This window comes from Methylobacterium oryzae (genome assembly GCF_036441375.1).
In the GTDB taxonomy this organism is placed as follows: domain Bacteria; phylum Pseudomonadota; class Alphaproteobacteria; order Rhizobiales; family Beijerinckiaceae; genus Methylobacterium; species Methylobacterium oryzae_A.
Window position 1 is genome coordinate 66,472 of the sequence record NZ_MLCA01000011.1, and the last position, 21,386, is coordinate 87,857.

General features: G+C 68.6%; 25 protein-coding genes and 1 pseudogene. 12 read left to right on the forward strand and 14 right to left on the reverse strand.

Annotated elements, in window-relative coordinates:
- Positions 1-183 precede the first annotated feature (183 nt).
- The 4 genes from MOTC310_RS23005 to MOTC310_RS23020 all read right to left on the reverse strand — a co-directional run bounded on the left by MOTC310_RS23005 (position 184) and on the right by MOTC310_RS23020 (position 2,129).
- Positions 184-360 (reverse strand): flagellar basal body-associated FliL family protein, encoded by a 177-nt coding sequence (locus tag MOTC310_RS23005; RefSeq protein ID WP_331291388.1) that lies wholly within the window; start codon positions 358-360, stop codon positions 184-186.
- Positions 361-630: 270 nt separating this feature from the next.
- A complete protein-coding gene (locus MOTC310_RS23010; RefSeq protein ID WP_331303425.1) occupies positions 631-1,377 on the reverse strand; it encodes a transporter substrate-binding domain-containing protein in 747 nt (248 codons plus the stop codon).
- 43 nt (positions 1,378-1,420) lie between these two features.
- Positions 1,421-1,618 carry a hypothetical protein gene (locus tag MOTC310_RS23015; RefSeq protein WP_331291390.1) on the reverse strand — a complete coding sequence of 66 codons (198 nt, stop codon included), beginning with the start codon at positions 1,616-1,618 and terminating at the stop codon, positions 1,421-1,423.
- A gap of 139 nt (positions 1,619-1,757) precedes the next feature.
- Complete coding sequence (locus MOTC310_RS23020) at positions 1,758-2,129, reverse strand: hypothetical protein (RefSeq protein ID WP_331303426.1); 372 nt, start codon at positions 2,127-2,129, stop codon at positions 1,758-1,760.
- Positions 2,130-2,637: 508 nt separating this feature from the next.
- On the opposite strand from MOTC310_RS23020, the gene MOTC310_RS23025 reads away from it, so the two are divergent.
- Entirely contained in the window at positions 2,638-2,829 is a 192-nt protein-coding gene (locus MOTC310_RS23025; protein WP_331291392.1) for a hypothetical protein, read from the forward strand.
- Positions 2,830-3,078: 249 nt separating this feature from the next.
- Here MOTC310_RS23025 and recD2 read toward each other — a convergent pair whose 3' ends face one another.
- Both recD2 and MOTC310_RS23035 read right to left on the reverse strand, forming a co-directional pair.
- Positions 3,079-5,298 (reverse strand): SF1B family DNA helicase RecD2, encoded by a 2,220-nt coding sequence (gene recD2 / locus MOTC310_RS23030; protein ID WP_331291393.1) that lies wholly within the window; start codon positions 5,296-5,298, stop codon positions 3,079-3,081.
- A 144-nt stretch (positions 5,299-5,442) separates the two neighbouring features.
- Positions 5,443-5,673: a hypothetical protein gene (locus MOTC310_RS23035; protein ID WP_331303427.1), complete on the reverse strand. Its 231-nt coding sequence runs from the start codon at positions 5,671-5,673 to the stop codon at positions 5,443-5,445.
- A 206-nt stretch (positions 5,674-5,879) separates the two neighbouring features.
- Between MOTC310_RS23035 and MOTC310_RS23040 the strand changes: the two genes are divergently transcribed.
- Together MOTC310_RS23040 and MOTC310_RS23045 are read left to right on the forward strand one after the other, a co-directional pair.
- On the forward strand, positions 5,880-6,059 hold the full coding sequence (locus tag MOTC310_RS23040; RefSeq protein ID WP_331303453.1) for a hypothetical protein: 180 nt from the start codon (positions 5,880-5,882) through the stop codon (positions 6,057-6,059).
- Between the two features lie 611 nt (positions 6,060-6,670).
- Positions 6,671-7,060 (forward strand): heme utilization protein, encoded by a 390-nt coding sequence (locus MOTC310_RS23045; protein WP_331303428.1) that lies wholly within the window; start codon positions 6,671-6,673, stop codon positions 7,058-7,060.
- A gap of 27 nt (positions 7,061-7,087) precedes the next feature.
- Here the strand turns inward: MOTC310_RS23045 and MOTC310_RS23050 are convergent, their stop codons facing one another.
- Together MOTC310_RS23050 and MOTC310_RS23055 are read right to left on the reverse strand one after the other, a co-directional pair.
- Positions 7,088-7,336 (reverse strand): hypothetical protein, encoded by a 249-nt coding sequence (locus tag MOTC310_RS23050; protein ID WP_331291396.1) that lies wholly within the window; start codon positions 7,334-7,336, stop codon positions 7,088-7,090.
- Between the two features lie 291 nt (positions 7,337-7,627).
- Positions 7,628-7,879: a 3',5'-cyclic-nucleotide phosphodiesterase gene (locus MOTC310_RS23055; protein ID WP_331303429.1), complete on the reverse strand. Its 252-nt coding sequence runs from the start codon at positions 7,877-7,879 to the stop codon at positions 7,628-7,630.
- Here MOTC310_RS23055 and MOTC310_RS23060 point away from each other — a divergent pair.
- Positions 7,879-8,056, forward strand: a pseudogene (locus tag MOTC310_RS23060) (helix-turn-helix transcriptional regulator); the annotation flags it as partial. The gene MOTC310_RS23055 and the pseudogene MOTC310_RS23060 overlap by 1 nt on opposite strands.
- 207 nt (positions 8,057-8,263) lie before the next feature.
- Here the strand turns inward: MOTC310_RS23060 and MOTC310_RS23065 are convergent.
- On the reverse strand, positions 8,264-9,670 hold the full coding sequence (locus tag MOTC310_RS23065; protein WP_331291397.1) for an amidase: 1,407 nt from the start codon (positions 9,668-9,670) through the stop codon (positions 8,264-8,266).
- A gap of 112 nt (positions 9,671-9,782) precedes the next feature.
- Between MOTC310_RS23065 and MOTC310_RS23070 the strand changes: the two genes are divergently transcribed.
- Positions 9,783-10,346 carry a TetR/AcrR family transcriptional regulator gene (locus tag MOTC310_RS23070; RefSeq protein WP_331303430.1) on the forward strand — a complete coding sequence of 188 codons (564 nt, stop codon included), beginning with the start codon at positions 9,783-9,785 and terminating at the stop codon, positions 10,344-10,346.
- A 275-nt stretch (positions 10,347-10,621) separates the two neighbouring features.
- Entirely contained in the window at positions 10,622-11,143 is a 522-nt protein-coding gene (locus MOTC310_RS23075) for a DUF1993 domain-containing protein (RefSeq protein WP_331291399.1), read from the forward strand.
- Between the two features lie 197 nt (positions 11,144-11,340).
- On the opposite strand, the gene MOTC310_RS23080 is transcribed toward MOTC310_RS23075, so the two are convergent.
- Positions 11,341-11,574, reverse strand: a complete 234-nt coding sequence (locus tag MOTC310_RS23080) for a hypothetical protein (RefSeq protein ID WP_331291400.1) — start codon at positions 11,572-11,574, stop codon at positions 11,341-11,343.
- Positions 11,575-11,710: 136 nt separating this feature from the next.
- On the opposite strand from MOTC310_RS23080, the gene MOTC310_RS23085 reads away from it, so the two are divergent.
- Positions 11,711-12,001: a PaaI family thioesterase gene (locus MOTC310_RS23085; protein ID WP_331303431.1), complete on the forward strand. Its 291-nt coding sequence runs from the start codon at positions 11,711-11,713 to the stop codon at positions 11,999-12,001.
- Positions 12,002-12,126: 125 nt separating this feature from the next.
- Complete coding sequence (locus MOTC310_RS23090) at positions 12,127-13,710, forward strand: MATE family efflux transporter (protein ID WP_331291482.1); 1,584 nt, start codon at positions 12,127-12,129, stop codon at positions 13,708-13,710.
- A 253-nt stretch (positions 13,711-13,963) separates the two neighbouring features.
- On the opposite strand, the gene MOTC310_RS23095 is transcribed toward MOTC310_RS23090, so the two are convergent.
- A complete protein-coding gene (locus tag MOTC310_RS23095) occupies positions 13,964-14,662 on the reverse strand; it encodes a glutathione S-transferase family protein (RefSeq protein ID WP_331303432.1) in 699 nt (232 codons plus the stop codon).
- Positions 14,663-14,771: 109 nt separating this feature from the next.
- On the opposite strand from MOTC310_RS23095, the gene MOTC310_RS23100 reads away from it, so the two are divergent.
- The gene (locus MOTC310_RS23100; protein ID WP_331303433.1) at positions 14,772-15,347 is read left to right on the forward strand and encodes a TetR/AcrR family transcriptional regulator; all 576 of its coding nucleotides are present in this window, start codon (positions 14,772-14,774) and stop codon (positions 15,345-15,347) included.
- 216 nt (positions 15,348-15,563) lie between these two features.
- Here the strand turns inward: MOTC310_RS23100 and MOTC310_RS23105 are convergent, their stop codons facing one another.
- On the reverse strand, positions 15,564-16,418 hold the full coding sequence (locus tag MOTC310_RS23105) for an alpha/beta fold hydrolase (RefSeq protein WP_331303434.1): 855 nt from the start codon (positions 16,416-16,418) through the stop codon (positions 15,564-15,566).
- A 129-nt stretch (positions 16,419-16,547) separates the two neighbouring features.
- Here MOTC310_RS23105 and MOTC310_RS23110 point away from each other — a divergent pair, with 129 nt between their 5' ends.
- Together MOTC310_RS23110 and MOTC310_RS23115 are read left to right on the forward strand one after the other, a co-directional pair.
- Positions 16,548-17,465: a LysR family transcriptional regulator gene (locus tag MOTC310_RS23110; RefSeq protein ID WP_331303435.1), complete on the forward strand. Its 918-nt coding sequence runs from the start codon at positions 16,548-16,550 to the stop codon at positions 17,463-17,465.
- 302 nt (positions 17,466-17,767) lie between these two features.
- Entirely contained in the window at positions 17,768-18,748 is a 981-nt protein-coding gene (locus MOTC310_RS23115; RefSeq protein WP_331303436.1) for an alpha/beta fold hydrolase, read from the forward strand.
- Positions 18,749-18,816: 68 nt separating this feature from the next.
- Here the strand turns inward: MOTC310_RS23115 and MOTC310_RS23120 are convergent, their stop codons facing one another.
- Entirely contained in the window at positions 18,817-19,587 is a 771-nt protein-coding gene (locus MOTC310_RS23120; protein ID WP_331303437.1) for an enoyl-CoA hydratase/isomerase family protein, read from the reverse strand.
- A 97-nt stretch (positions 19,588-19,684) separates the two neighbouring features.
- Positions 19,685-20,590, reverse strand: a complete 906-nt coding sequence (locus MOTC310_RS23125; protein WP_331291408.1) for a LysR family transcriptional regulator — start codon at positions 20,588-20,590, stop codon at positions 19,685-19,687.
- A gap of 120 nt (positions 20,591-20,710) precedes the next feature.
- Between MOTC310_RS23125 and MOTC310_RS23130 the strand changes: the two genes are divergently transcribed.
- On the forward strand, positions 20,711-21,385 hold the full coding sequence (locus tag MOTC310_RS23130) for a peroxiredoxin-like family protein (RefSeq protein ID WP_331291409.1): 675 nt from the start codon (positions 20,711-20,713) through the stop codon (positions 21,383-21,385).
- Position 21,386: the final 1 nt, after the last annotated feature.

The window sequence follows — 21,386 nt, forward strand, 5'->3', positions numbered from 1 at the left end:
CGCGCCTCGCCTCACAGCGCCAACACCGTGAGGCGCGGAATGTCACGCCGGGACAACGATCCCCCACGCCGGGCCGGGCTCCGGCGTCTCGGGCTGGGGGCCACCGCCGCGGTCCGGGCGGCCGGCAGCTTCCCCGGGCCGGCGGCACGATCGCCGACCGGGGCAGCGCTGTCGGTCAGCCGATCACTTCGGGACCGCGATCGCCGATCCGTCGCTCTGTTGCGAGGCGGTGTGCTGCTGGCTGCCGGTCTGCCAAGTCCAGTAGCCCGCGATGGCCCCGGCGAAGACGAGCCCCAAGACGGCGAGCGCGATCACCAGAGGCTTGAGGTCGCGCTTTTCCCGGTCCCTGGATCCGTTCACGAAGCCTCCTCTTGGCTGGCATCGGGCGGTCTGCGTGCCGGAAACGATCGGTGCGCAGCCCGCCTCACCAGGGTCAATCGGCCGGACGGCGGCGCGGATCCGGGGCGGCGCGGCCGAGCGGGCGTCAGTACGGGCATCGTCGAGCCGTGTCCGCCGATCGCCGGTCTCCTGCCGTGCGGATCCGTGGCTTCCGGGTCAGAGCGGCCCGTGGCCGACGCATCTCAGGGGCCCAACCGTCCGCCGCGCCGGAGGTCCCGCCCGGAGGGCCGGTCAGGGCGCGACCGCGTCGTCGCGGAAGCCGCGGGCATCGAAGATCCGCCGGACGGCACCCGTGCGTTTCGCGCCGTCCAGCCACGCCGTGACGCAGGCGAGGGCGGCGGGCCGGCCTTTCGGGACGGCGACGGCGACCTGCATGTGCTGGAAGCCGCCCGCGACGATCCGGGAGACCGGGATCTGCGCGACGACCGGCCGCAGCGTGTCCCGCGAGAGGGCGAAGGCGTCCGCCTGCCCGGCGCGCATGCGCGCGACCGCCTCGGCCACGGACGGGACGGGGATGAGCTGCGTCCGGGTCAGCGTGCGGGTGGCGGCGCGGAAGGTCGTCGTGTCCTCGATCGCCACGACCCGGAGGCCCGTTCGATCCACCCGCGCCACGTCGGTGATGCCCGACCCGGCGCTGGCCAGATAGGTGCTCTCCAGGTCGTAATAGGTCGGCCCGAAATCGATCACCTGCCGCCGGGTCGCGTCGATCGGCATGAAACTGACATCGATCGCCGCGGCCTGGAGGGCCGTCGCCGCGCCCCCCAAATTCGGGAACAGCGTGACGGCCGGCAGCAGGTCGACATAGCGGGCGAGGTCCGCGCTCAGATCGGTCGTCACGCCGTCGAGCCTTCCATCCGCGGCGCGGCTGACGAAGATCAGGCCGGCGGACGGGGCCTCGACGAGACCGACTCGGAGCGTGCCGGTCGGGGCGAGCTCGGCCTTCGTGGCCGCGTCCTGAGCGTGGCTGCGACGCGTCATGCTGGAAGGAGGGGCAGCCGCGCGGCTGACGGCCGGGCAGCGGCTAGAGTAGCCCACCGGACGTCGGCGCAGTCAGCGACTTGCCCGCGCGGGTGACTAGCTTCGAGAAAGCCAGCGCGGCGGCCGACGCCTGCGCCTCGGACGGGAAGGTCCGGTCCGATTCCATCACGGTCAGATGCGCCTCGTCGAGCAGCACCCAGGTCCAGAGGTGGCGGCCGGTGGAGCGGATCTCGAAATGCATGGCTGGCTCAGTATGCAACTGGACATACCGCACCATGCACCCCGAAAAGGCCCGACGCGTTAATGGCTTGGCTGGCGCAACATCCTGCGCCGGCTCACATCGGGCTTGCCTCCGACATCCTCGCAGATCACAGGCGCGATCAGCCGCGCCCCTTGGCCGCGAACTCCCAAACCGGCGGCCCCCAGGTCTGCCCGAGCTTCGTCCGGTAGCCGGAGAACCGGTCGAACACGATCCGGTCGGGCTCGACGGCGACGACCTTGCTGTCGTTGACCATCAGCGCGCCGGCATACTCGACGCGCAGGAAGCCGTGCTCCGGGTGGACGCCGAAGAGCTGCGGTGCGGTCCAGCCGAGCCGGTGCGCCTCGGCGCCGTGCTGGTTGAGGAAGGCCAACGCGTTCGCTCGCATCGCGGCCCACCGCGTCGGGGTCAGGTAGCGGCACGGCAAGGCGTGCTCGGACAGGCGCTCAATCTGATCGCGCCAGGAGGCGACGGCGGGCGGGAGGTCGGACATGACCGGTGGGGTACGGCCGAATGGTTGCCGGTCCGCTAACTGTCCGCTCAGCCCCGCCCCGATCTGCTCACGGGGCGGCGGAGCGTCCGATCTCACCAGCGAGTGAGCCGAGCCGATACGCAACTTGGCTCGGGGACAGGATGGCGGCCGGCGGTTACCGAATTGTGCCCGGCTAGGCGGAAGCAAGCCTTAAGCTTACCGGTCTATATGTCCGATATCGCGTTACGCTTCGATGCCGACCATGACCCTCGCACTATTGACTGTCTTGATCGCTGGGGCAGTGTGTCTCGGGATGATCTCTGCGCTCGTGCCGCTACGGCAGCCGAGAGTAGAGATCGAGTTGGCAGATCTTAACGAAGACGAGTTCTTCGAGATCGGCGGGCCCATTATCGATTTGCAGGCAACGCGCTAGAGGCGCGTCCCGCGCTTTCACAGCTGGTCGGTTGGTAGGTAGGTCGTGAACAAGCCCTCGCCGGTGGACCGGCCAGGTCAGAGCCGGAGGTGCGCCATGAACCCTCAGTCCGTCACCATCGAGACCGAGGCCGAAGCCCAGAGGTATCTGGCCGATCTCCTCAAGAACCCGAAGAACCGGTCAATGAGCGAGATCGCAAAACACTGCGTGTTGCGGGTCCGCCACCCGAAGATCAAAGCGTTCTTCCTGACCGAAGGCGCCACGATGCTCGCCGAGATGAAGGGGTAGAGCCGAGACAAGAAAGCCCGCGCCGGCGGACCGGGCGGGCCTTCCCAGATCCGAGGCAATCGGGGGCATGCGCCTGGATCCGACGCCAGGATGCCGGCCACGGGTTAACGAAAAAGCCCCGCGCGGCGGTGCCGGCGGGGCTGAAGGCTTGGGTCTCGGGCTGCTGCCACCGTAGCGGCCAATCTCGGATTGTAATCCCTCATTTGAGGGTCGAGCGTCACGAAAAACCACACAGCCGGAGCCTGGCGGTTAAGGTCGGTTCAAGCTTTGAGGGCGCTGCGCCAGCCACTCCCGCAGCTTCGTCCAGCGAGGCTTCATCGTGCCACCGCGGACCGCGATGGCAACTGCCTTTCGCTGCCCGAGGAGCACCACCAGGCGCTTGCCGCGCGTCACGCCTGTGTAGAGGAGGTTGCGCGCGAGCATCGTCCAGTGCTGCATAGCCAGCGGGATCACCACTGCGGGGTACTCCGAGCCCTGCGATTTGTGGATGGTCGTGGCGTAGGCCGGCACCAGCGTGTCGAGTTCGCCGTAGGGATAGATCACCTCCCGTCCCTCGAACTCGACGATCACGGCGCCCTCGTCCTCATCAATGCGCGCCACGGTGCCAAGGTCCCCGTTAAACACTTCCCGATCGTAGTCGTTCTGGCTCTCCATCACCCGGTCGCCAGGCGAGAAGCGCCACCCGAACCGCTCCACCGAGACCAGCGGGTTCGGGTTCAGCACCGCCTGGAGTTCGTGGTTGAGGTTGCGCGCGCCCAGAACGCCGCGTTGCATCGGGGTAAGGACCTGTACGTCCCGGACCGGATCGAGGCCGTACCGGACCGGGATCCGACGCGTCACCACCTCGATCAGCGTCTGCACGGCCGGCTCGGGTTCGTCGATCTCGATCCAGTGGAAGTCACTCTCAGTGCCGCGCGGTGCCGCCTCGGGCATCTTACCCGCGTTGATCCGGTGAGCGTTGACCACGATCCGGCTCTCGGCCGCCTGCCGAAAGACCTCTGTGAGCCGCGCCACCGGCACAGCGCCGGAGCCGATCACGTCGGCCAGCACCTGACCGGGCCCGACCGAGGGCAGCTGATCGACATCGCCAACGAGGAGCAACGCCGCATGGTCTGGCACCGCCTTCGTCAGCGCGTTCATGAGCGGCACGTCGACCATCGAGGTCTCGTCGATGACGAGCAGATCGCAGGGGAGGGGGTTCTCCTCGTTGCGCGAGAAACCGCCGTGCTTGGGGTCAATCTCGAGAAGGCGATGCAGGGTCTTGGCCTCTAGCCCGGTCTGCTCGCTCATCCGCTTGGCGGCCCGGCCAGTGGGCGCTGCGAGCAGAACCCGCACACCCTTGGCGCGCACGATCCGCAGGATCGTGTCGAGGGTTGAGGTCTTGCCCACGCCTGGGCCACCGGTGACCACCGCGAGCTTCGTACCGAGCACGAGGCGCACGGCGGCCTCCTGCGAGGGCGAGAGTGTCTTGCCCGTCTTTTCCGCCACCCAGGGCAGCGCCCGGGTGAGGTCGATCTCCGGCCAAGGCGGCATACCCTGCGCGCGGCGCCTGAGCCGCTCGGCGATGGCGCGCTCTGCGGCATGCAGGCCGGCGAGGAAGATGCAGGCCTTGTCGCCGACGATGTCCTGGACGACCTCGCCGGTCTCCAGCACGTCGAGGAGCGCCGAACGAAGCAGGGGCGCTTCAACCCCGAGGAGGTCGACCGCCAGCGCGACGAGCTCTGCCACGGGAAGGGCGCAGTGGCCCGCATCAGTGGCAGTCTGCAGCGCGAACGAGATCCCAGCGCGCAGGCGCTGCGGCGCCTCTTTGGTCAGGCCGAGCTTCATCGCGATGGCATCGGCGGTCTTGAAGCCGATGCCCCGGATGTCCCTGGCAAGACGGTAGGGATCCTCGGTCATGACCGCGATGGCCTCGTGGCCGTAGGTCTTGAAGATGCGCACCGCCCGGGCTGTCCCGACGCCGTGAGCGTGCAGGAACAGCATGATCTCGCGCACGGCCTTCTGCTCGGCCCAGCCGGCGACGATGCGGGCGGCGCGCTTCGGCCCGATGCCGCCGACCTCGATCAGGCGGGCGGGCTCGGCCTCGATGATCTCGAACGTGCCTTCCCCAAAGGCAGCGACGATGCGCTTGGCCATAGCAGGGCCGATGCCGCGCATGTGGCCGGAAGCGAGGTACTTTTCGATGCCCTCGGTTCCCGTTGGCGGCGTGACCTTAAGGGTGTCGGCCTTGAATTGCAGGCCGTGCTGGCGGTCCGTGTGCCAAATGCCGGTGGCGGTGATCCACTCGCCGGCGCTTATCGTGGGGGCGTGGCCGATCACCGGCACGAGGTCGCGCTTGCCGCGCGCCTGGACTTTGAGCACGCAGAAGCCGGTCTCGGGGCTGTGGAAGGTGACGCGCTCGATCGTGCCAGCGAGAGCCTCGACAGGTTGACCGCGTTCGAACTGCTGCGGTCGCCCCCGCTCGGTCATGGAATACGTCCAGAGGGCATACCGACAACTGGGTCCGTCAACTCTATCACATACGCGGCAACGCGAGCTCGTCAGCCGTGAGCAGATCGGCGCAGCCAGACCATGCGACCAGAAGCGGGGTTGCCCGACATGGATTGGGACGGATCAAGCGCGCGCCTTGCTCTCGGATCGCTCCGCTTCCTGACGCGCTATGCTGAGGACCCGGCGTCGGCCCTGTGTGTCCGGTATCGCTGACCACAGGCGCACGAGGGTCAGCAGGTCTCCTGCTTCGCCTTCCGCGGGGGCTCGGAGGAACGCCTCAACCGGGACATTGAGCTCATGGGCGAGCTGTTTCAGCGTCGCGATGGTGCGGGCGGATCGATCGTCAATGGCCATGCTTGGCAACGTGCCGAGCGGTGAAGTGGCCCACATTTGCATTCAAAATTCAGTTGAGCACCACCCTACACAGCAGCGCGCCTGTCCGGGATGCCAATCGGTCCAGCCTATGATCGGGCGCACCGTTGCTCACTCTGGTTCGGCAAGCGGCCTCGGAACGAGCAGCGGCAATGGCGCTTAACCATACGCCGAAGCTTGAGGGTCCGATGATGAAGGTTTTCCAGATCCGTCAGGCCGCGACGGGTGCAATTCTCTGGACCGGCTCGGCCGCCGACCCGATCGCTGCTCTCGACGCCATGGCACACGAGGCCGGGTACTACGACCACGGCGACATCCCCGATCACCTGCGGGCCGGTGGCCTGTCCGCGGAAGAAATCCGCGTCTGACGGCGCAGAACATGCCGGTGGATGAGCCGCTCACCTGCGAGGTGAAGGTCGACGGGTTATGGCAAGCCGTCAGCTTGAACGAAGCCGCCGTTTCCTACTCTGCCGCGCTGAAGCGCTGCCCCGCCTGTCACGGCCGGGTGATGATCCTTGGCACCTACAGCAGGCCTGATGTCCGCCGGTCGATGTCCCATCGGAAATCGATGGGGGCTGCCCGCTAAAGCCGGACACTTACACCGGCACGCCGTCGCTGCATCCACAGGCGCTCACCCGAGATGGGTGGGTCCGTCCCGTGATATGACGATAGAAGCCCGCCCTGGTGTTCCAGGTGCGGGCTTGTTGCGACTGCACCAACGAGGCCGCACCCGGGATTTGGGCGCTGCTCTTCCGGCGCTCAGCCCCCAGCCGATCGCGGGAGCCACCTCGCCCGGTATAGTTAACAGAAGGTTGCCGAAGGTCGAACCACTCGTGGGAGGGGTGCTTTCCGAAGAGCCGCCGGAGCACCTTGTCTTACGGCTGCAGAAGGATCTGCGTAGCCGCTGAAACTATCGAGCCGAGACCTCCGTTCTGCGAAGGCGTGGCCGATCATGGCGCCGCAATCTCCGGAGCCATCGGTGTCACGTACCCTTACCCTGATCCTCGCGGCTGTCCTGACGGCAGGCGCGTTCCTCACAGCGGATGCCGCGACGAAGAAGGTGCAGGTACCGAACCAGTTCGACGGCTCCTGGACCATCGTGGCCACCACTGCCGAGGGACCCTGCTCGGCCAGCACGAGCTACAAGGTACAGATCAAGGACAGCGACGCGTCGATCCCTGGGGAGGAGGTCGACATCGATGGCGGCGTCTCGGCGGCCGGCGCCGTGCAGGCCACGATCACCCAAGGCTCGAACAAGGTGCCGATCGCCGGCAGTCTGACCGCGAAGGGCGGCGGCAGCGGCACTTGGCGCACGTCTGGCGGCTTGGTCGAGTGCAGCGGTAGCTGGAGCGCGAAGCGTTCTAGCTAGGCTTTCTATGGCGAAGCCGCACGGCCCTCAGGAAGCGGAGAGGCGCTTCGTGTTCGCAGCCACGTGCTCACGGTAGCGGGCGATGACCGTTTCGGGGGAGCCGCCGAACATCAGTGTCGTCATTGCCTCGCCGGCGGCGTGAACCTTCTCAATCACCATGGACTGCGCCTCAGCCAGTCCCTCGCTTCCGCCCCAGGCCAGACGAACCAACCGCAGTTCGATGACGCGCTGCGCCTCAAAGGCCAGCATCAGCGACGAGAAGAAGGGATTGTACACGGCACACTCCTGGCCGCTGGGGCGCGGCGGAGCTTGAACACATCACATCGTGAGAGAGATCCGGCGATCGGTCGCATGCCCGCCCTGCGTCTTGGCCCCGTCAGCTCGAGCTGATCACGGGCTGACGGGGCTTGGTGCCGTTCCTCACGGCCGGGGCCAATACGAAACGCGGCCCGAGACGTAGAATGGGGGAGGGTGGTAGCTGAGGTTCAACGAGAGCATGTGCCTGGATCTCAGGTCGAGAACCATCGCCCAGGTGTGAACATCAGCCTCGGCCGCGGAATGCGAGGGCTACTTGCCTCCACCACCCTTGTAGGCCGTGATCGCCCTCCGGCAGTTCTCTGAGAGCTTGTCCATGTTCGTCTTGAAGCAATCGTCCATCTCCGGGCTATCCGGATCTTTGCCGCTGCAGAATGTGACCGCATCGCCGGAGCAGTAGGTCTTCAGATCTTTGTTGCCACGCTCTGCGGCCAACGCGTCTGGGCCCCCAAGAACAGGAGCTGCGACGGCGATAAGGCCGACTGCCAGGATGATGTTCCGCATACCAGAACGAGTGGCGGCTCACGCTCGCCCGGGACATGCTGGTCGCCCGCGAGGCGCGTGTCGGAGAGGTCGCATTACGCGTCGGAGGCAGCCTTCAGCCGCGCCTACAAGGCCATGTTCGGGCACCCGCCGCGAGACGAACCTGCGCCGCCGAGCGGGCCCAGATCACGCGAGTAGGACTGCAACTTGCTACAAGGGCGCTCAGCATAGGCATGTTCGTGCGCGGTGCAGGTTCGACATCGAGCACGGCTTCGTGGGTCGGGGAGCTAATGTGCCCGAACCCGCTTCGGTCAATGCCGCTCGTCACGTCATAGTCGGCCGCCGTACGATTTTACCGTCACAGCGGTCCGGGGCCGAACAAATCTTCGGCCCCAGTCACAGATGTCAGATGCTCGGATGTAGCCCCCGAACCGGGCTCACCGCCTCCAGCACCGAGGCGGCGCGCAGGAGGGTCGTCTCCGCCTGCCAGCTGCCCACCAGTTGCACGTTGATCGGCAAGCCCTCGCGGCTCGTCCCGAACCGCATCGACAGGCCCGGCAGGCCGGTGACGTTCAGCGGCACGGTCGCGCCCTGCAGGTAGGTCAGGTCGACCGTCTCGCCGTTGACCACAAGTTCGCTGATGCCGTGCTTGTGCGCCGGAACCGGCAGCACGGGGGTCAGGAGCACGTCGAAGTCCCGGAAGTAGGCGGCATAGCCGTCCCAGAGCCGCTCCGCCGCCTGCTCGGCCGCCACGTAGTCCTCCACCGACGTGTCGGGGAGCGACAGCATCGTCTTGGCCATCCTGTACATCTGGTCCTCGTGCCCGGCGACCGCCTCGCGGAAGGCGGGCTTCATCTCCATGACGTGGAGCTTGTTGAACACGTCCAGGGCGAAGTCGCGCTCCAGCGCCGGGATGCGCACCTCCTCCGCGTGGTGGCCCTCGCCCGTGAGGGCCTCGGCGGCGGCCCGCACCGTGGCGGCGACCTCCGTGTCGATGGGGCCGAAGCCCGGCCCGACCATCCAGCCGACGCGGAGCTTGCGGTCCGGCGCGGCGCCGAGGCCGGCATCGAACGGGACGGTGCTGGTGGCGAACGCGTCCTGCCCGTCGGGGCCGGCGAGCTGCGCGAAGGCGAGCGCGAGGTCGCGGATCGAGCGCGCCATCGGGCCGACATGCCAGAAGCGGCGGGGCGCCCGGGGCCAGATGCCGGTCATCGGCACGCGCCCGTGGGTCGCCTTCAGTGAGACGATGCCGGTCTGGGCGGCCGGGCCGCGCACCGAGATGGCGAGGTCGGTGCCGAGGCCGAGCGGCGACATGCCCGCCGCGATGGCCGCCGACTCGCCGCCGCTCGACCCGCCGGGCGTGCGGTCGAGGTCCCAGGGGTTGTTCGAGCGTCCGGAGAGCAGGTTGTCGCTCTCGATCCAGTAGGAGAACTCCGGCAGGTTGGTCTTGGCGAGCAGGATGCCGCCAGCCTTCTTCATGCGGGCGACGCTGGTGGCGTCGGCGTCGGGGGTGCGGCCCTTGAAGATCGGCGACCCGCGCTGGGTCATCACCCCGGCGGTGTCGATGGAGTCCTTCACGGTGAAAGGCACGCCGTGCAGCGGGCCGAGTTCGCGACCCTCCATGACCGCCGCCTCGGCTTCCTTCGCGGCGGCGAGCGCACCTTCCGCCACGGTGACGATGGCGTTGACCTGCGGGTCGACCGCCTCGATGCGGTCGAGGTGCGCCTTTACGACCTCGACGGGCGAGAGTTGCTTCGTGCGGACCAATTCGGCGAGCCGGGTCGCGTCGGAGAAGATGATGTCCTGGGTCATGTCCGTTTCCCCTGCCTAACGTTCGGTAGGCAGACAGCTAGGGCTGGATTTCCAGGCCGTCAACCCCTAACTAACGATTGGTAGGTGTCTGATTCGGGGGTGGGGGGCAGGAGTGGGCACGAACGCGAAGGAGACGATCCTGGCCGCCGCACGGAAGACCGCGCAGGCGCATGGCTACGGCGGGTTGAGCTACCGCGACCTCGCCGCGGAGGTCGGCATCAAGGCGGCGAGCATCTACCATCACTTTGCCAGCAAGGCGGACCTCGGCGCGGCCGTGGCCCGGCGCTACTGGGAGGACATCGCGGTCGAGCTCGAAGCCATGCTGGAGACGACCGGCGACCCGAAGGAATGTCTGCGGCTCTACCCGGGCACCTTCCGGCGCTCACTGGAGGACGGGAACAGGCTCTGCCTGTGCAGCTTCATGTCGGCGGAGTTCGCCAACCTGCCGGAGGCCGTGCAGCGGGAGGCTCAGCGCTTCGCCGACGTCAACGTCGCCTGGCTTGCCAAGGTGCTGGTGATGGCCAAGGCGGTGAAGCCCGGGGACGCGGAGGCGCGGGCGCGGGCGATCTTCGCCGCGGTGTCCGGAGCCCAACTCTACGCACGGAGCCGTTCGGACATCTCGCAGTTCGATGCCCTTATCGAGGGCTACCGCACCTCGGGGCTCCTGCCGGCCTAGGGGCCGGGGTCACCCGCGGCCGAGCAAGCGTAGCGTCCCAACCACGACCGCGTCGGACATCGCATCCGTCAGTCGAGATCGGACCGGGGGAAGGGCATCAGCCTGCAAACGCGGAGGGGGCGAGCCGCATTCGACCTCAGAGGCCGTCCGGACCGCTCCCGTCGCTTCTCGACACCGGACGTTCGCCGGGAGCCTGGCGATTTCGTTCGACCCACCCCTACGCGGTGTGCGCTTTCTCACCGTGTCTTTGTGGACTGGTGCATTAGCCAGCCCAGATGAGCATCAGCATCCATGCCGTCAGCGTCCCCGTCTTTGTCAACTCGCTGCGCAACATGAGCGTGTGGCTAGACAAGGCGGCATCGGAGAAGCCGGAGGCTGAGTTGCTCCTCGGCCGTCTTGCGCCGGACATGCGGGCCTTGCCGGCCCAGTACCAGATGGCATCCGACAGCGCGAAAAACGCCGTGGCGCGGATCGCCGGAATCGAGGCGCCTGCGATGCCGGACGTCGAGGCGACCTTTGCCGAACTCAAGGAGCGCTGTGCCAGGACGATTGCCTTCGTTGAAGGCATAGATCCGGCGGCTTTGGCCTCAGGCGCGGAGCGGGAGGTGGAGCTGAAGTTTCCGAACGGTATGGGTTACCGCTTCAGCGGGCAGGCCTATCTCACCGGTTTCGCCCTTCCGAACTTCTTCTTTCACGTCACCACCGCCTACGCGATCCTGCGCAGCGCCGGCGTGAGCCTCGGTAAGCCGGATTTCCTACAGCATCTCGGGCCGCCGAACATCCAGGCTTCGGAGTAGGCGTCGACGCCTTTCGACTTAAGGATCGGACAGGCACGATGCGATGTCACGGGTGTCGTCTGACGGCACCGGGCCGGATCGCCCGACGCAGCCACGTCGGCACTAAGCGCCGCCGAACCTCGGCCTCACGGTGGATCGCCGGCGGGTGTTGTTCGGTCGATTGCCGGTGAGGTGCGTGCCGGTCGGCCTGGGCCCACTTACGGGACGAGGGCAGCTTCCACTGGCATGGCAAGATGCTCTGCATCCGACAACGCGCCGAAAACTTTTCGGCAGTAGGCCGCCAACCGGTCGGCGCGGTCGGCTTCGCCACGAAAGGCGATGTGCCCGTCCGGACGCACCCAAACGAGCTCAGGTCGTCCCTCCAGGCCGTAGGCCCCGTGCGCCTTGCCGTCCATGTCCGAGAGGACGGGGGTGGCCGTGCCATCGGCCATCGGGCCCGCCAGCACTAGGCGCGGCCGCACCCAAGGCCAGGGCGTCACGGCCTCGATGGCGTCTAGCAGCGAAGCACCTGCCTCGGGCGACCTTCCGTCGAAGCACAGAAGCGCCCAGCCGGTCGTGTGCTCGACCGTGACCGTGGTCGAAGTGAGCTGCGCCGTGCATGCGACGCTGCCCCTGGGCCGGGGCTACACCACGCTGGAGATCAAGGTGAACTACCTGCGCGCGGTCACGGCCGCGTCCGGCCCGCTCACGGCGGTGGGAGAGGTCGTCCATGCCGGACGCCGGCAGGCGGTGGCCGAGGCGCGGCTCTCCGACGGGGCGGGACGACTCTGCGCCACGGCGAGCACCACCTGCCTGCTGATCGACCTGCCGCCCCCGGCGACCGAACCGGTCGTGGCGGCCCGGACGCGAGTCTCGTGACGGCCGCTCGTCCCGCCCGGCCGGCGGTCTCGGCGCTCGATCTCGACCCGCCCCGCCTCGGGAGCGGGCCGCCCCCACGGGATGCCCGCACGGAACGCCTGCTAAGGGGCTCGGTCCTCGGGACCTTGCTGCGCCTCGCGGGACCCAACGTCCTGACGACCACCGCCCAGGCCTCGACGGGCCTGATCGAGACCTACTTCATCGCCCGCCTCGGCACCGATGCCCTGGCCGGCATGGCCCTCGTCTTCCCGATGCTGATGCTGATCCAGATGGTCTCGGCCGGTGCGGTCGGGGGTGGCATGCTCTCGGCCGTCTCGCGGGCGCTCGGCGGCGGTCGGCTGGCGGAGGCGAACGGTCTGGTCTGGCACGCGGTGGCGATCTCGGTCGGGCTCGGTGCGCTTACCACCGTCGCGGCCCTGCTAGCCGGCCCGCAACTCTATGCCGCCATGGGAGGAAGCGGCGCCTCGCTCGTGGCCGCGCTGGCCTATTCGGACGTGGTCTTCGCGGGCGCCGTGCTGCTCTGGCTGTTCAACGCGCTGGCCGCCGTGATCCGGGGCACCGGCAACATGCTGCTCCCGGCCGGGGTGATGTGCGCGGGCACGGTCGCCCTCATCCCGCTCTCCCCCGCCTTGATCTTCGGCATCGGGCCTCTGCCGCAACTCGGCGTGGTCGGCGGAGCGGTCGCCGTCCTGGCCTACTACGTGGCCGGGATCGTCGTCTTCGCCGCTTACCTTTGGTCCGGCCGCGGGGTCCTGCATCCTCCGGTCCGGCCGCCGGCCCTTTCCCGGGCCGCGCTGGCGTCGATCCTCCGGATCGGCGCCGTCTCGGCCGTCGTCAGCGCCACCACGAACGTGACCATCGCCACGGCGACCGGCCTCGTGGGCGTGGCCGGGCCGGCGGCGGTCGCCGGGTACGGCACGGGGGCGCGGTTGGAGTACCTCCTCGTGCCCATGGTGTTCGAGAAGCTGCCGTCAGGCTACCGCATCACGGGCGCGGGCGAGGAGGTCCTCGAACTCGCGGACCGGATGGAGGCGACCTCGAACCTGCTGGAGGGCCGCGTCTTCGGACGGGACCAGGGCGTGCGCGGGCTCCTGCGGGTGACGCTCGCGCCGTTCCTCTCGACCCACCTCCTCATGCCCGACCTCGCCGAATTCGCGCGCCTGCATCCGGACATCGAGATGGACATCTTGTCGTCCGGCGAGTTGGCGAACCTGACGAACCGGGAAGCCGACGTCGCGATCCGGGTCGTCTACGACCGCAAGAGCCTGCCGCTCAATCTCCACGGCCTGAAGGGGCCCGACCTGTTCGGGGGCGTCTACGTCTCCCGCGACTGCATCGCCGCGCGGAGTGCAGGCGCGTCCGAACCCATACGCTGGATCGTCATCAGCGCCCATGGGGTCCCGGACTGGGCCGGCGAGGGCGAGGTTCGCACCGCCGTAGTCCCGTTCAGGGTCACGGATGCCGGGTCCCAGCTCGCGGCGGTCCGGCAAGGGCTCGGGATCACGACGCTGCCGTGTTTCGTCGGGGATGCCGACCCCCTCCTTGTCAGGGTGCCGGGGACCGACCTGCACATGTACGGGACGCTCTGGCTCCTCACCCAGGGGGAAGCGCGGAAGACGAAGCGCGTGCGGCTGTTCAACGATTTCCTGGTCCGCAGGCTTGTGGCCCACGCTCCCCTGCTCGCCGGTTTGAGCCCGGCTAGCGACTGACGCGCGGCGGACTCCTGGCGGTAGCTATGGCCGAGAAGCGGACGCTCTGACCGTCGGAGGGCGCTGGCAAGCCGGCGCAGCGGCGACGTCCGCTTCCACGCATGCTTCCCGGTCAGCGGACCAGCGGCTTCCGCCCGAGCCGGTCGTAGGGACCTTCGCTGTCGCATCCCCGAAGCAGCCATCGCAGAGCGCCACTCGAAGTCGGTCCGAGCGGTAGTGCGGTCGGGCGGTTGCCAGCCCGACCGCGGAACGCTCACGTGCGATTGTCGATCTCCGGCACACCGCTGCTACGGTCGGCATACGCGGCGACGAAGGCCGGCCGAGCCTGCCAGCGCCGCCAGAAGGCATCGAGATGTTCGAACCGCTCGTCGAGCGGGGTGGCGTTGACGGGGAACTTGGAGAACGCAATCGCCGTCGCCAACGTGATGTCGGAGAACGTCGGCTGATCGCCACCCAGCAGCCACGCGCGGCCGTCCGCGAGATGCCGGTCCACGAGACCGGCATGCGCCAGCGCCACCTTGCGGGAATGCTCGCCCCAGGCCGGGTTGCTGGTCAGTTCGAGCTTCGGGCCCAATCCCTGGTGCAGGACGTGGAAGGCGGTGACGATGGGATAGAGGACGTGAACCCACACGCGGTTGTCCCACATCTGATCGAGACCGCGCTCGTGCGCCGTCGCCCCCATGATCTTGCGGCCCTCGAACGTGTCGTCGAGGTAGCGGGCGATGGCGGAGGTCTCGCTGAGGTAGGAGCCATCCGCGAGCGCGAGGGTCGGCGTCTCGCCCCACGGGTTCATCTTCAGGTGCCGCCAGCCCCGCTGCTCGCCCACCGGCGACATGTCGTAGACCGTCTCGTCGAAGCGGTCGGCGATGCCCTTCTCGTGCATGAAGATCCGCAGGCGCTGCGGGTTCGGGAACGCCGAGGGGGAGGTGAAGAGCTTGAGCTTGTCGGCCATCGTCGTCTCGCTTTCCTAGCTGCCTGTCTGTCAGATGACAGGTATCAAGCTATGGCGAGGATCTTGTGCCGTCAACCCCTGTCTGCCATATGACAGACGGAGGTTGGACATGGCAGCGACATCGAAGGGGAACGTGAGGGAGGCCATCCTCGTGGCCGCCAGGGAGGCGGCGATGGCCTATGGCTACGGCGGCCTCAACTTCCGCGACCTCGCGGAGATCGTCGGCATCAAGGCGGCCAGCATCACCTACCACTTCGCCACCAAGGCCCAACTCGGCGAGGCGGTCGCCCAGCGCTACTGGGAAGACATCGCCCGCGATCTCGAAGCCATCTCGACGAATGCCCGAAACCCGGCCGAGGCGTTGCAGCGGTACCCGAGCATCTTCCGGCTATCCCTGGAGCGCGACAATCGGATGTGCCTGAGCAGCTTCATGGCGACGGAACGTGACGAGTTGCCTGAGCCGGTGCTGAAGGAGGTCCAAGCGTTCGCCGACGTGAACACCGCTTGGCTCCGCGAGCATTTGGTCGCCGCCGAACTCGCCTCGCCGGCCGAGGGTGAGTCGAGGGCCCGCGCCATCTATGCCGCCGTCGCCGGGGCGCAGATCATCGCCCGCAGCCGAGCGGATGTGAAACTGTTCGACGAGTTGATCGAGAGCTACCGCCGAATGGGCTTGCTCCCGAGCTAGCGAAGTTTGTCATCTGGATGGGCGACGACAAGGACAGGAACGACGAAGCACCCCAGCCGACCGAGGATCTCGGCCTGCCCACCCCGCCGAGCCTCGGCCGGGTGCTGCCTCGCATCTGCCCCCGCCACCGCCCGATGACGCTCCTGCTGATGGACCGCCGCCTGTCGGGCAACCGTGAACGGCGGTCATCCGCAGTGCAGGAGCGCGGACCGGGGCTCAGGATCGCAGAAAGCCCGCGATGGCCCCGGCGATCTCGCCGGCATGCGTCTCCAGGGCGAAGTGCCCCGTGTCGAGGAACCGGACCTGGGCGTCCGGGATGTCGCGGCGGAACGCCTCCGCGCCGGCCGGCAGGAAGAATGGGTCGTTCCGGCCCCAGATCGCCAGCAGCCGCGGCCGATGCGTGCGGAAGTAGGCCTGGAATTCCGGATAGAGCGCCACGTTGCTGGCGTAGTCGCCGAACAGGTCAAGCTGGATCTCGTCGACCCCCGGACGCTGGATGTACCACGCGTCGAGGGCGCTGCCGTCCGGCGAGACCAACGACGTGTCCGGCACGCCGTGCTCGTACTGCCAGCGGATCGAGGCGGGCGTCAGAAGTTCGCGCAGCGCCTGCCGGTTGGCGTCGCTCCGGTCGCGCCAGTAGCGCTGGATCGGGTTCCAACCTTCGCTCAGCCCTTCCTCGTAGGCGTTTCCGTTCTGCGAGACGATGGCGGTCACCCGCTCCGGATGCGCCATGGCGACCCGGAAGCCGGTGGGGGCACCGTAGTCGAAGACGTAGAGACCGTAGGTCTTCAGCCCGATGACCTCGGTGAAGCGCCCGACGACCTTCGCCAGCGCGTCGAAGGTGTAGGCGAAGGCATCGCGCGGCTTGATCTCCGACAGGCCGAAGCCCGGCAGGTCGGGGGCGACGAGGTGGAAGCGGTCGGCCAGCAGCGGGATCAGGTCGCGGAACATGTGGCCGGACGAGGGGAAGCCGTGCAGCAGCAGGAGCGCCGGCTTCGCCGGGTCTCCCGCTTCCCGGTAGAAGACGTTGAGGCCGTCGACGTCGACGGTGCGGTAGGCGGTCTGGGTCATCGCTTGTCCTCCTGTGCCGGCAATGCGGCCCGTGCCGCACGCCGTCGGTGAGGCATGGATACCGCCTTGCGATCTTCGGTATAATCGGGCTTATCCGAGAGTGAACGTTGCCGAAAACGAGAGGATGAAATGGACCGGCTGGAGGCCATGACCCTGCTGGTCGCCGCCGTGGAGGCCGGAAGCCTGTCGGCCGCCGGACGCAGGCTCGGCATCCCCCTGCCCAGCGTGAGCCGCAAGATCGCGGACCTGGAAGCCCACCTCGGCGCAAGGCTCCTCGTGCGCACCACCCGCAAGCTCACCCCGACCGACGCGGGGGCCGCCTACGTAGAGGCGTGCCGACGCCTGCTTAACGAGGTCGAGGAGACCGAGCGGGCGGTGAAGGGCGAGTACACCGAGCCCCGCGGTGAACTGACGATGACGGCCCCGCTGGTCTTCGGGCGGCTGCACGTCCTGCCGGTGGTCTCGGCCTTCCTGTCCCGGTTCCCCGACATCACCGTGCGCCTCGTCCTCACCGACCGAGCCCTGGACCTCGTGGAGGATCACGTGGACTTGGCGGTCCGCATCTCGCACCTGCCGGACAGCGACCTGGTGACGGCGCGGCTTGGCACGGTCACGCGCGTGGTCTGCGGCAGTCCCGACTTCCTCGCCGCCCACGGGACGCCCCGAACCCTGTCGGACCTCGCCGACATCCCGTGCGTGACCTTCAGCGACCTGGCCGCCGGCCCGGCCTGGCACTTCGCCACGCCCGACAGGAAGGCAGTGCAGGTGGTCCGGGTGCGCTCCCGCCTCCAGGTCAACACGGCCGAGGCGGCGCTCGACGCGGCGGCGGCCGGCGTCGGGCTCACGCAGGTCCTGTCATACCAGGCGGCACCCCTCGTTTCCGCCGGGCGCCAAGTCCTCGTGCTGCGGTCGTTCGAGCTCGACCCCGTCCCGGTCAGCGTCGTCCATGTCGGGCACGGACGCCTGCCGCTGAAGCTTCGGGCGTTCCTCGATTTCGCGACGCCCCGCATCCGCGCGTCCCTAGGCGGCGCCGTCCAACCCGCCTGAACGCCGGCGCACCCGTCGGCTTGGGACGACCGTCCACCGGATGAGGAAAGGCCGGCCACGTCAGGGAGGCCAAGCCATCCACCTCTCGGAATCCGTAAGGCTGAGTTTCAAAAACTCCGTGTTCTCGCGATTGCCGAGAGAGTTCATTGTGATCCCACTGTCCGGTCCCGAGCCTGGAAGCCGCGGCACGGTCGGGGGATCGCGGCGACGGCGCGTACACCTCTCCCCGCCATGCGCAATATCCGCGGTCGCGAGGCGAGCCATCCGGACGTTCCCCGGCCCCCATGGATGCGAGTGGAGCAATGAGACAGGACACGGCATTCCAAGAGGGGCCTGCCCGGGCGACGCGGCGGAGCATTCTCGCTGGCAGCGTCATGGCGGCCGGCCTAGGCCAGGTCGGCGCCGACGCGGCGGAAACGCGGCCCGCCGGCCTCGCAGAGGTCCGCCACGGCACGGTCCGGGCCGACGGCGTGGACGTCTTCTATCGCGAGGCCGGCCGGGCCGACGCCCCGGTGTTCCTGCTGCTGCACGGCTTCGCGAATTCGTCCTTTTACTTCCGCCATCTCATGCCGAGGCTCGCGGACCGGTTCCGCCTGATCGCGCCGGACCTGCCGTCGTTCGGCTTCACGGTTGTCCCGGACGACCGCGGCTACGTCTACGACTTCACGTCGCTGTCGCGAACAATCGAGGCCTTCGTCGACGCCCTCGGCCTCCGACGCTACCTCCTCTACACCTTCGACTACGGGGCTCCGGTGGGATGGGACCTGGCCCTCGCCCATCCCGACCGCATCGCCGGCATCGTGTCCCAGAACGGCAACGCCTACCTTGAGGGTCTCGGCGAGGCGGCCTGGGCACCGCTCCGGGCCTACTGGGCGAAGCCGAACGAGGCCGCCGTGGAGGCCATCCGCGCCCGCATGACCCTCGACGGGGTCAAGGCGCCGTACGTCCATGGCGTCCCCGACCCGTCCGTCATCGAGCCCGAGGCATACACGCTCGACGCCGCCATCCTGGCCCGGCACGGCAACGCCGACCGCCAAGTCGCGCTCAAGCTCGACTACAAGCGCAACTTGGAACGCTACCCGCTGGTCCAGGCCTTCTTCCGCGAGCGCCGCCCGAAGCTCCTCGCGATTTGGGGCCGCAACGACCCGTTCTTCATCCCGCCCGGAGCCGAAGCGTTCAAGCGCGACATCCCGAACGCACGGGTGTGCTTCCTCGACACCGGCCACTTCGCACTGGAAACGAACGTGGACGACATCGCCCGGGAGATCCGGGCCTACTTCTGAGCCTCCGGCGCGCCGGGCCATCCTCGCGCGCCCGGCACGCCGTGGGGTGGTTCGCAGTGGCTGTGCGCTCAGGCCTGGGCGGCCATGGTCCGGGCCACGTCGGCGGCGCTGATGCCCTCCAGGGCCAGCCCGTAGCCGGTGCCCTCCTCGACTAGCCGGCGCAGGCGCTGCGTCAGCGCGATCCGGGTGTAGCGGCCGGTGAGCGGCGGCAGGGAGGCGATGCCGTCCGCGATCTCGTGCGCCCGGGCCAGCAGCCGGTCCCGCGGCACGATCTCGTTGACCACGCCCCAGTCCTGGGCGGTCCGGGCGTCCAGCACCTGCCGCGTCAGCAGGAAGTACCGCCCACGGATCGAGCCGATCACCTCGGGCCACAGGATGTGAACTCCGTCGCCGGGCACGATGCCGAACTCGAAGTGCGGCTTGTCCTGGAACACCGTCTCGGGCGTCGCGAGCACGATGTCGGTGAGCAGCGCGTACTCGCTATGCAGCAGGACCGGGCCGTTCAGCGCGGCGATCATCGGCACCTCGATGTCGAGGATGTTGCCGAGCACCTTGCGGCCCTCCCGCAGGATCTTGTCGTAGCCCTGCGGCGTGAAGAAATCGAAGCCCTCGGGGCTGATCGCGTCCATGAACGCGTCGCCCGCCCCGGTCAGGATCACCGCCCGGTTGTCGCGGTCCTCGCCGATGGCGTGGAACAGGTCGACGAACTGCTCGTGGGTGTGGCCGTCGAAGACGAGCTTGCCGCCCTCGGTGTGGAGCATGACCTCCAGCACGCCGTTCGGCTTGCGGGTCAGGCGGGCGTTGGGGAAGGCGTCGCGGTAGTTGTCGAAACGGGCCATCGGTGCTGTCCTCGTGGTGGCCGGCCCCGTTCGGTCGGCATGGGGACGAGGTAGCCGGATCGGTCCCGCGACGGACGACGGCGCGTGGCGATAAGGCTTATGCCGCCGCGGAATGGGCCTCCCGTGTCCCGGCCATGGCCGCCTGGACGAAGTCGGCGAAGCGGCGCGCCTTGGCGCTGGCCATGCGGCCGGTGGGGAAGACCGCCCAGAGATCGATCTCGGGCAAGGCCCAGGGTTGCAGCAACCGCCGGACCGCGCCGCTCGCGAGTTCCGGGGCGAACATCCAGTCCGAGGCGATGGTGAGCCCGATATCGGCCAGCACGGCCGCCCTCAGGCCCTCGGCCGCGCTGACACGAACGCGGCCGTGGACCGCGACCGAGACCTCGGCGCCGTCCCGGGTGAAGGACCAGGCATCGGGCTGCCGGCTGTAGACCACCGCCTCGTGGCCGGCGAGGTCCGCGGGACTGCGCGGCTCGCCCGCGCGGTCGAGATAGGCGGGCGTGGCGAGCACCGAACGGCCCCCGGTGGCGAGCTTGCGGGCGACGGCGGCCGAGTCCGGCAGGGTCCCCATGCGCAAGGACAGGTCGATCCCCTCGCCGACGAGGTCGATCACCCGGTCGTCGAGGACGATCTCGATGTCGAGGTCGGGGTGCTCGGCGAGGAAGCGCGGCAGCAGCGGCACCAAGTGGAGCCGCGCGAAGGTCGTCGCCGCCGAGACCCGCAGCCGCCCCGAGAGCCCGGCGCCCGCGCCCCGGGCGGCGAGCTCGGCCTCGTCGGCCTCGGCGATGGCCGCCCGGGCCCGCTCGTAGAAACGCAGGCCCGCCTCCGTGGGGCTCAGTCCGTGCGTCGAGCGCACGAGCAGGCTGACCTGCAGCCTGTTTTCAAGCTGCGCAACCGTCTTCGAGACGGCGGGCTGGCCGACGTTCAGGAGCCGGGCGGCCCCCGAGAACGAGCCCGATTCCACGACCCGCACGAAGGTCGCCATCGCCTGGTACCGGTCCACGCCATTCCTCCCTGGAATGAGCGTTATCGCCCTGGGCTGCCTGCCCTGTCCATCGGGGAGGGGGCATCAATCCGGATATCCCCGCCGTGCAGTCGCGGTGATGTTTCCGGGAGCTACACCATGACCCTGCAATCCAAGCTCGACGCGTTCAAGGCCGACTTCGAGGCCGGCAAGCCCCCCTACAACGTGCCCCCGTCGGTTATCGCGACGATGCACCGGGCCACCGCGGAGCTGATCGCCTCCGGTGCCGCGACCCGCACCCTGAAGGCCGGCGACCGGGCCCCGGCGTTCACACTGCGGGACCCGGACGGCCAGCCCGTCTCGTCCGCCGACCTGCTGGCGCGCGGACCGCTCGTGATCAGCTTCTACCGGGGCGTCTGGTGCCCCTACTGCAACATGGAGCTCCAGGCGCTCCAGGAGGCGCTGCCGAGCTTCGAGCGGCTCGGGGCGAGCCTCGTCGCCGTCTCGCCGCAGACGGGGGCCAACAGCCGGAAGTCGGTCCGCCAGAACGGGCTCGCTTTCCCGATCCTGTCGGACCCGCACAACGACGTCGCGGCCGCGTTCGGCCTGCGCTTCGCGCTGCCCGACTACCTGGTCGACCTCTACAAGGGCCTGAGGAACGACCTGCCGGCGTTCAACGGCGACCCGAGCTGGACCCTGCCGATGCCCGGGCGCTTCGTCGTCGGGCAGGACGGCGTGATCCTCTACGCCGAGGTGAACCCGGACTACACGCGCCGCCCCGAGCCCGCGGACATGCTGCCGGCGCTCCGCCGCTCCGCCTTAATCGCCGCCTGAC

Coding starts and splice junctions, on each gene's coding strand:
- MOTC310_RS23110 (WP_331303435.1), top strand. CDS start 16,548: ATGGACCGGCTGGAGGCCATGACCCTGCTGGTCGCCGCCGTGGAGGCC.
- MOTC310_RS23010 (WP_331303425.1), bottom strand. CDS start 1,377: ATGACGCGTCGCAGCCACGCTCAGGACGCGGCCACGAAGGCCGAGCTC.
- MOTC310_RS23035 (WP_331303427.1), bottom strand. CDS start 5,673: ATGGCCATTGACGATCGATCCGCCCGCACCATCGCGACGCTGAAACAG.
- MOTC310_RS23100 (WP_331303433.1), top strand. CDS start 14,772: ATGGCAGCGACATCGAAGGGGAACGTGAGGGAGGCCATCCTCGTGGCC.
- MOTC310_RS23025 (WP_331291392.1), top strand. CDS start 2,638: ATGAACCCTCAGTCCGTCACCATCGAGACCGAGGCCGAAGCCCAGAGG.
- MOTC310_RS23120 (WP_331303437.1), bottom strand. CDS start 19,587: ATGGCCCGTTTCGACAACTACCGCGACGCCTTCCCCAACGCCCGCCTG.
- MOTC310_RS23065 (WP_331291397.1), bottom strand. CDS start 9,670: ATGACCCAGGACATCATCTTCTCCGACGCGACCCGGCTCGCCGAATTG.
- MOTC310_RS23115 (WP_331303436.1), top strand. CDS start 17,768: ATGAGACAGGACACGGCATTCCAAGAGGGGCCTGCCCGGGCGACGCGG.
- MOTC310_RS23095 (WP_331303432.1), bottom strand. CDS start 14,662: ATGGCCGACAAGCTCAAGCTCTTCACCTCCCCCTCGGCGTTCCCGAAC.
- MOTC310_RS23075 (WP_331291399.1), top strand. CDS start 10,622: ATGAGCATCAGCATCCATGCCGTCAGCGTCCCCGTCTTTGTCAACTCG.
- MOTC310_RS23130 (WP_331291409.1), top strand. CDS start 20,711: ATGACCCTGCAATCCAAGCTCGACGCGTTCAAGGCCGACTTCGAGGCC.
- MOTC310_RS23055 (WP_331303429.1), bottom strand. CDS start 7,879: ATGCGGAACATCATCCTGGCAGTCGGCCTTATCGCCGTCGCAGCTCCT.
- recD2 (WP_331291393.1), bottom strand. CDS start 5,298: ATGACCGAGCGGGGGCGACCGCAGCAGTTCGAACGCGGTCAACCTGTC.
- MOTC310_RS23080 (WP_331291400.1), bottom strand. CDS start 11,574: ATGGCCGATGGCACGGCCACCCCCGTCCTCTCGGACATGGACGGCAAG.
- MOTC310_RS23015 (WP_331291390.1), bottom strand. CDS start 1,618: ATGCATTTCGAGATCCGCTCCACCGGCCGCCACCTCTGGACCTGGGTG.
- MOTC310_RS23020 (WP_331303426.1), bottom strand. CDS start 2,129: ATGTCCGACCTCCCGCCCGCCGTCGCCTCCTGGCGCGATCAGATTGAG.
- MOTC310_RS23040 (WP_331303453.1), top strand. CDS start 5,880: ATGATGAAGGTTTTCCAGATCCGTCAGGCCGCGACGGGTGCAATTCTC.
- MOTC310_RS23105 (WP_331303434.1), bottom strand. CDS start 16,418: ATGACCCAGACCGCCTACCGCACCGTCGACGTCGACGGCCTCAACGTC.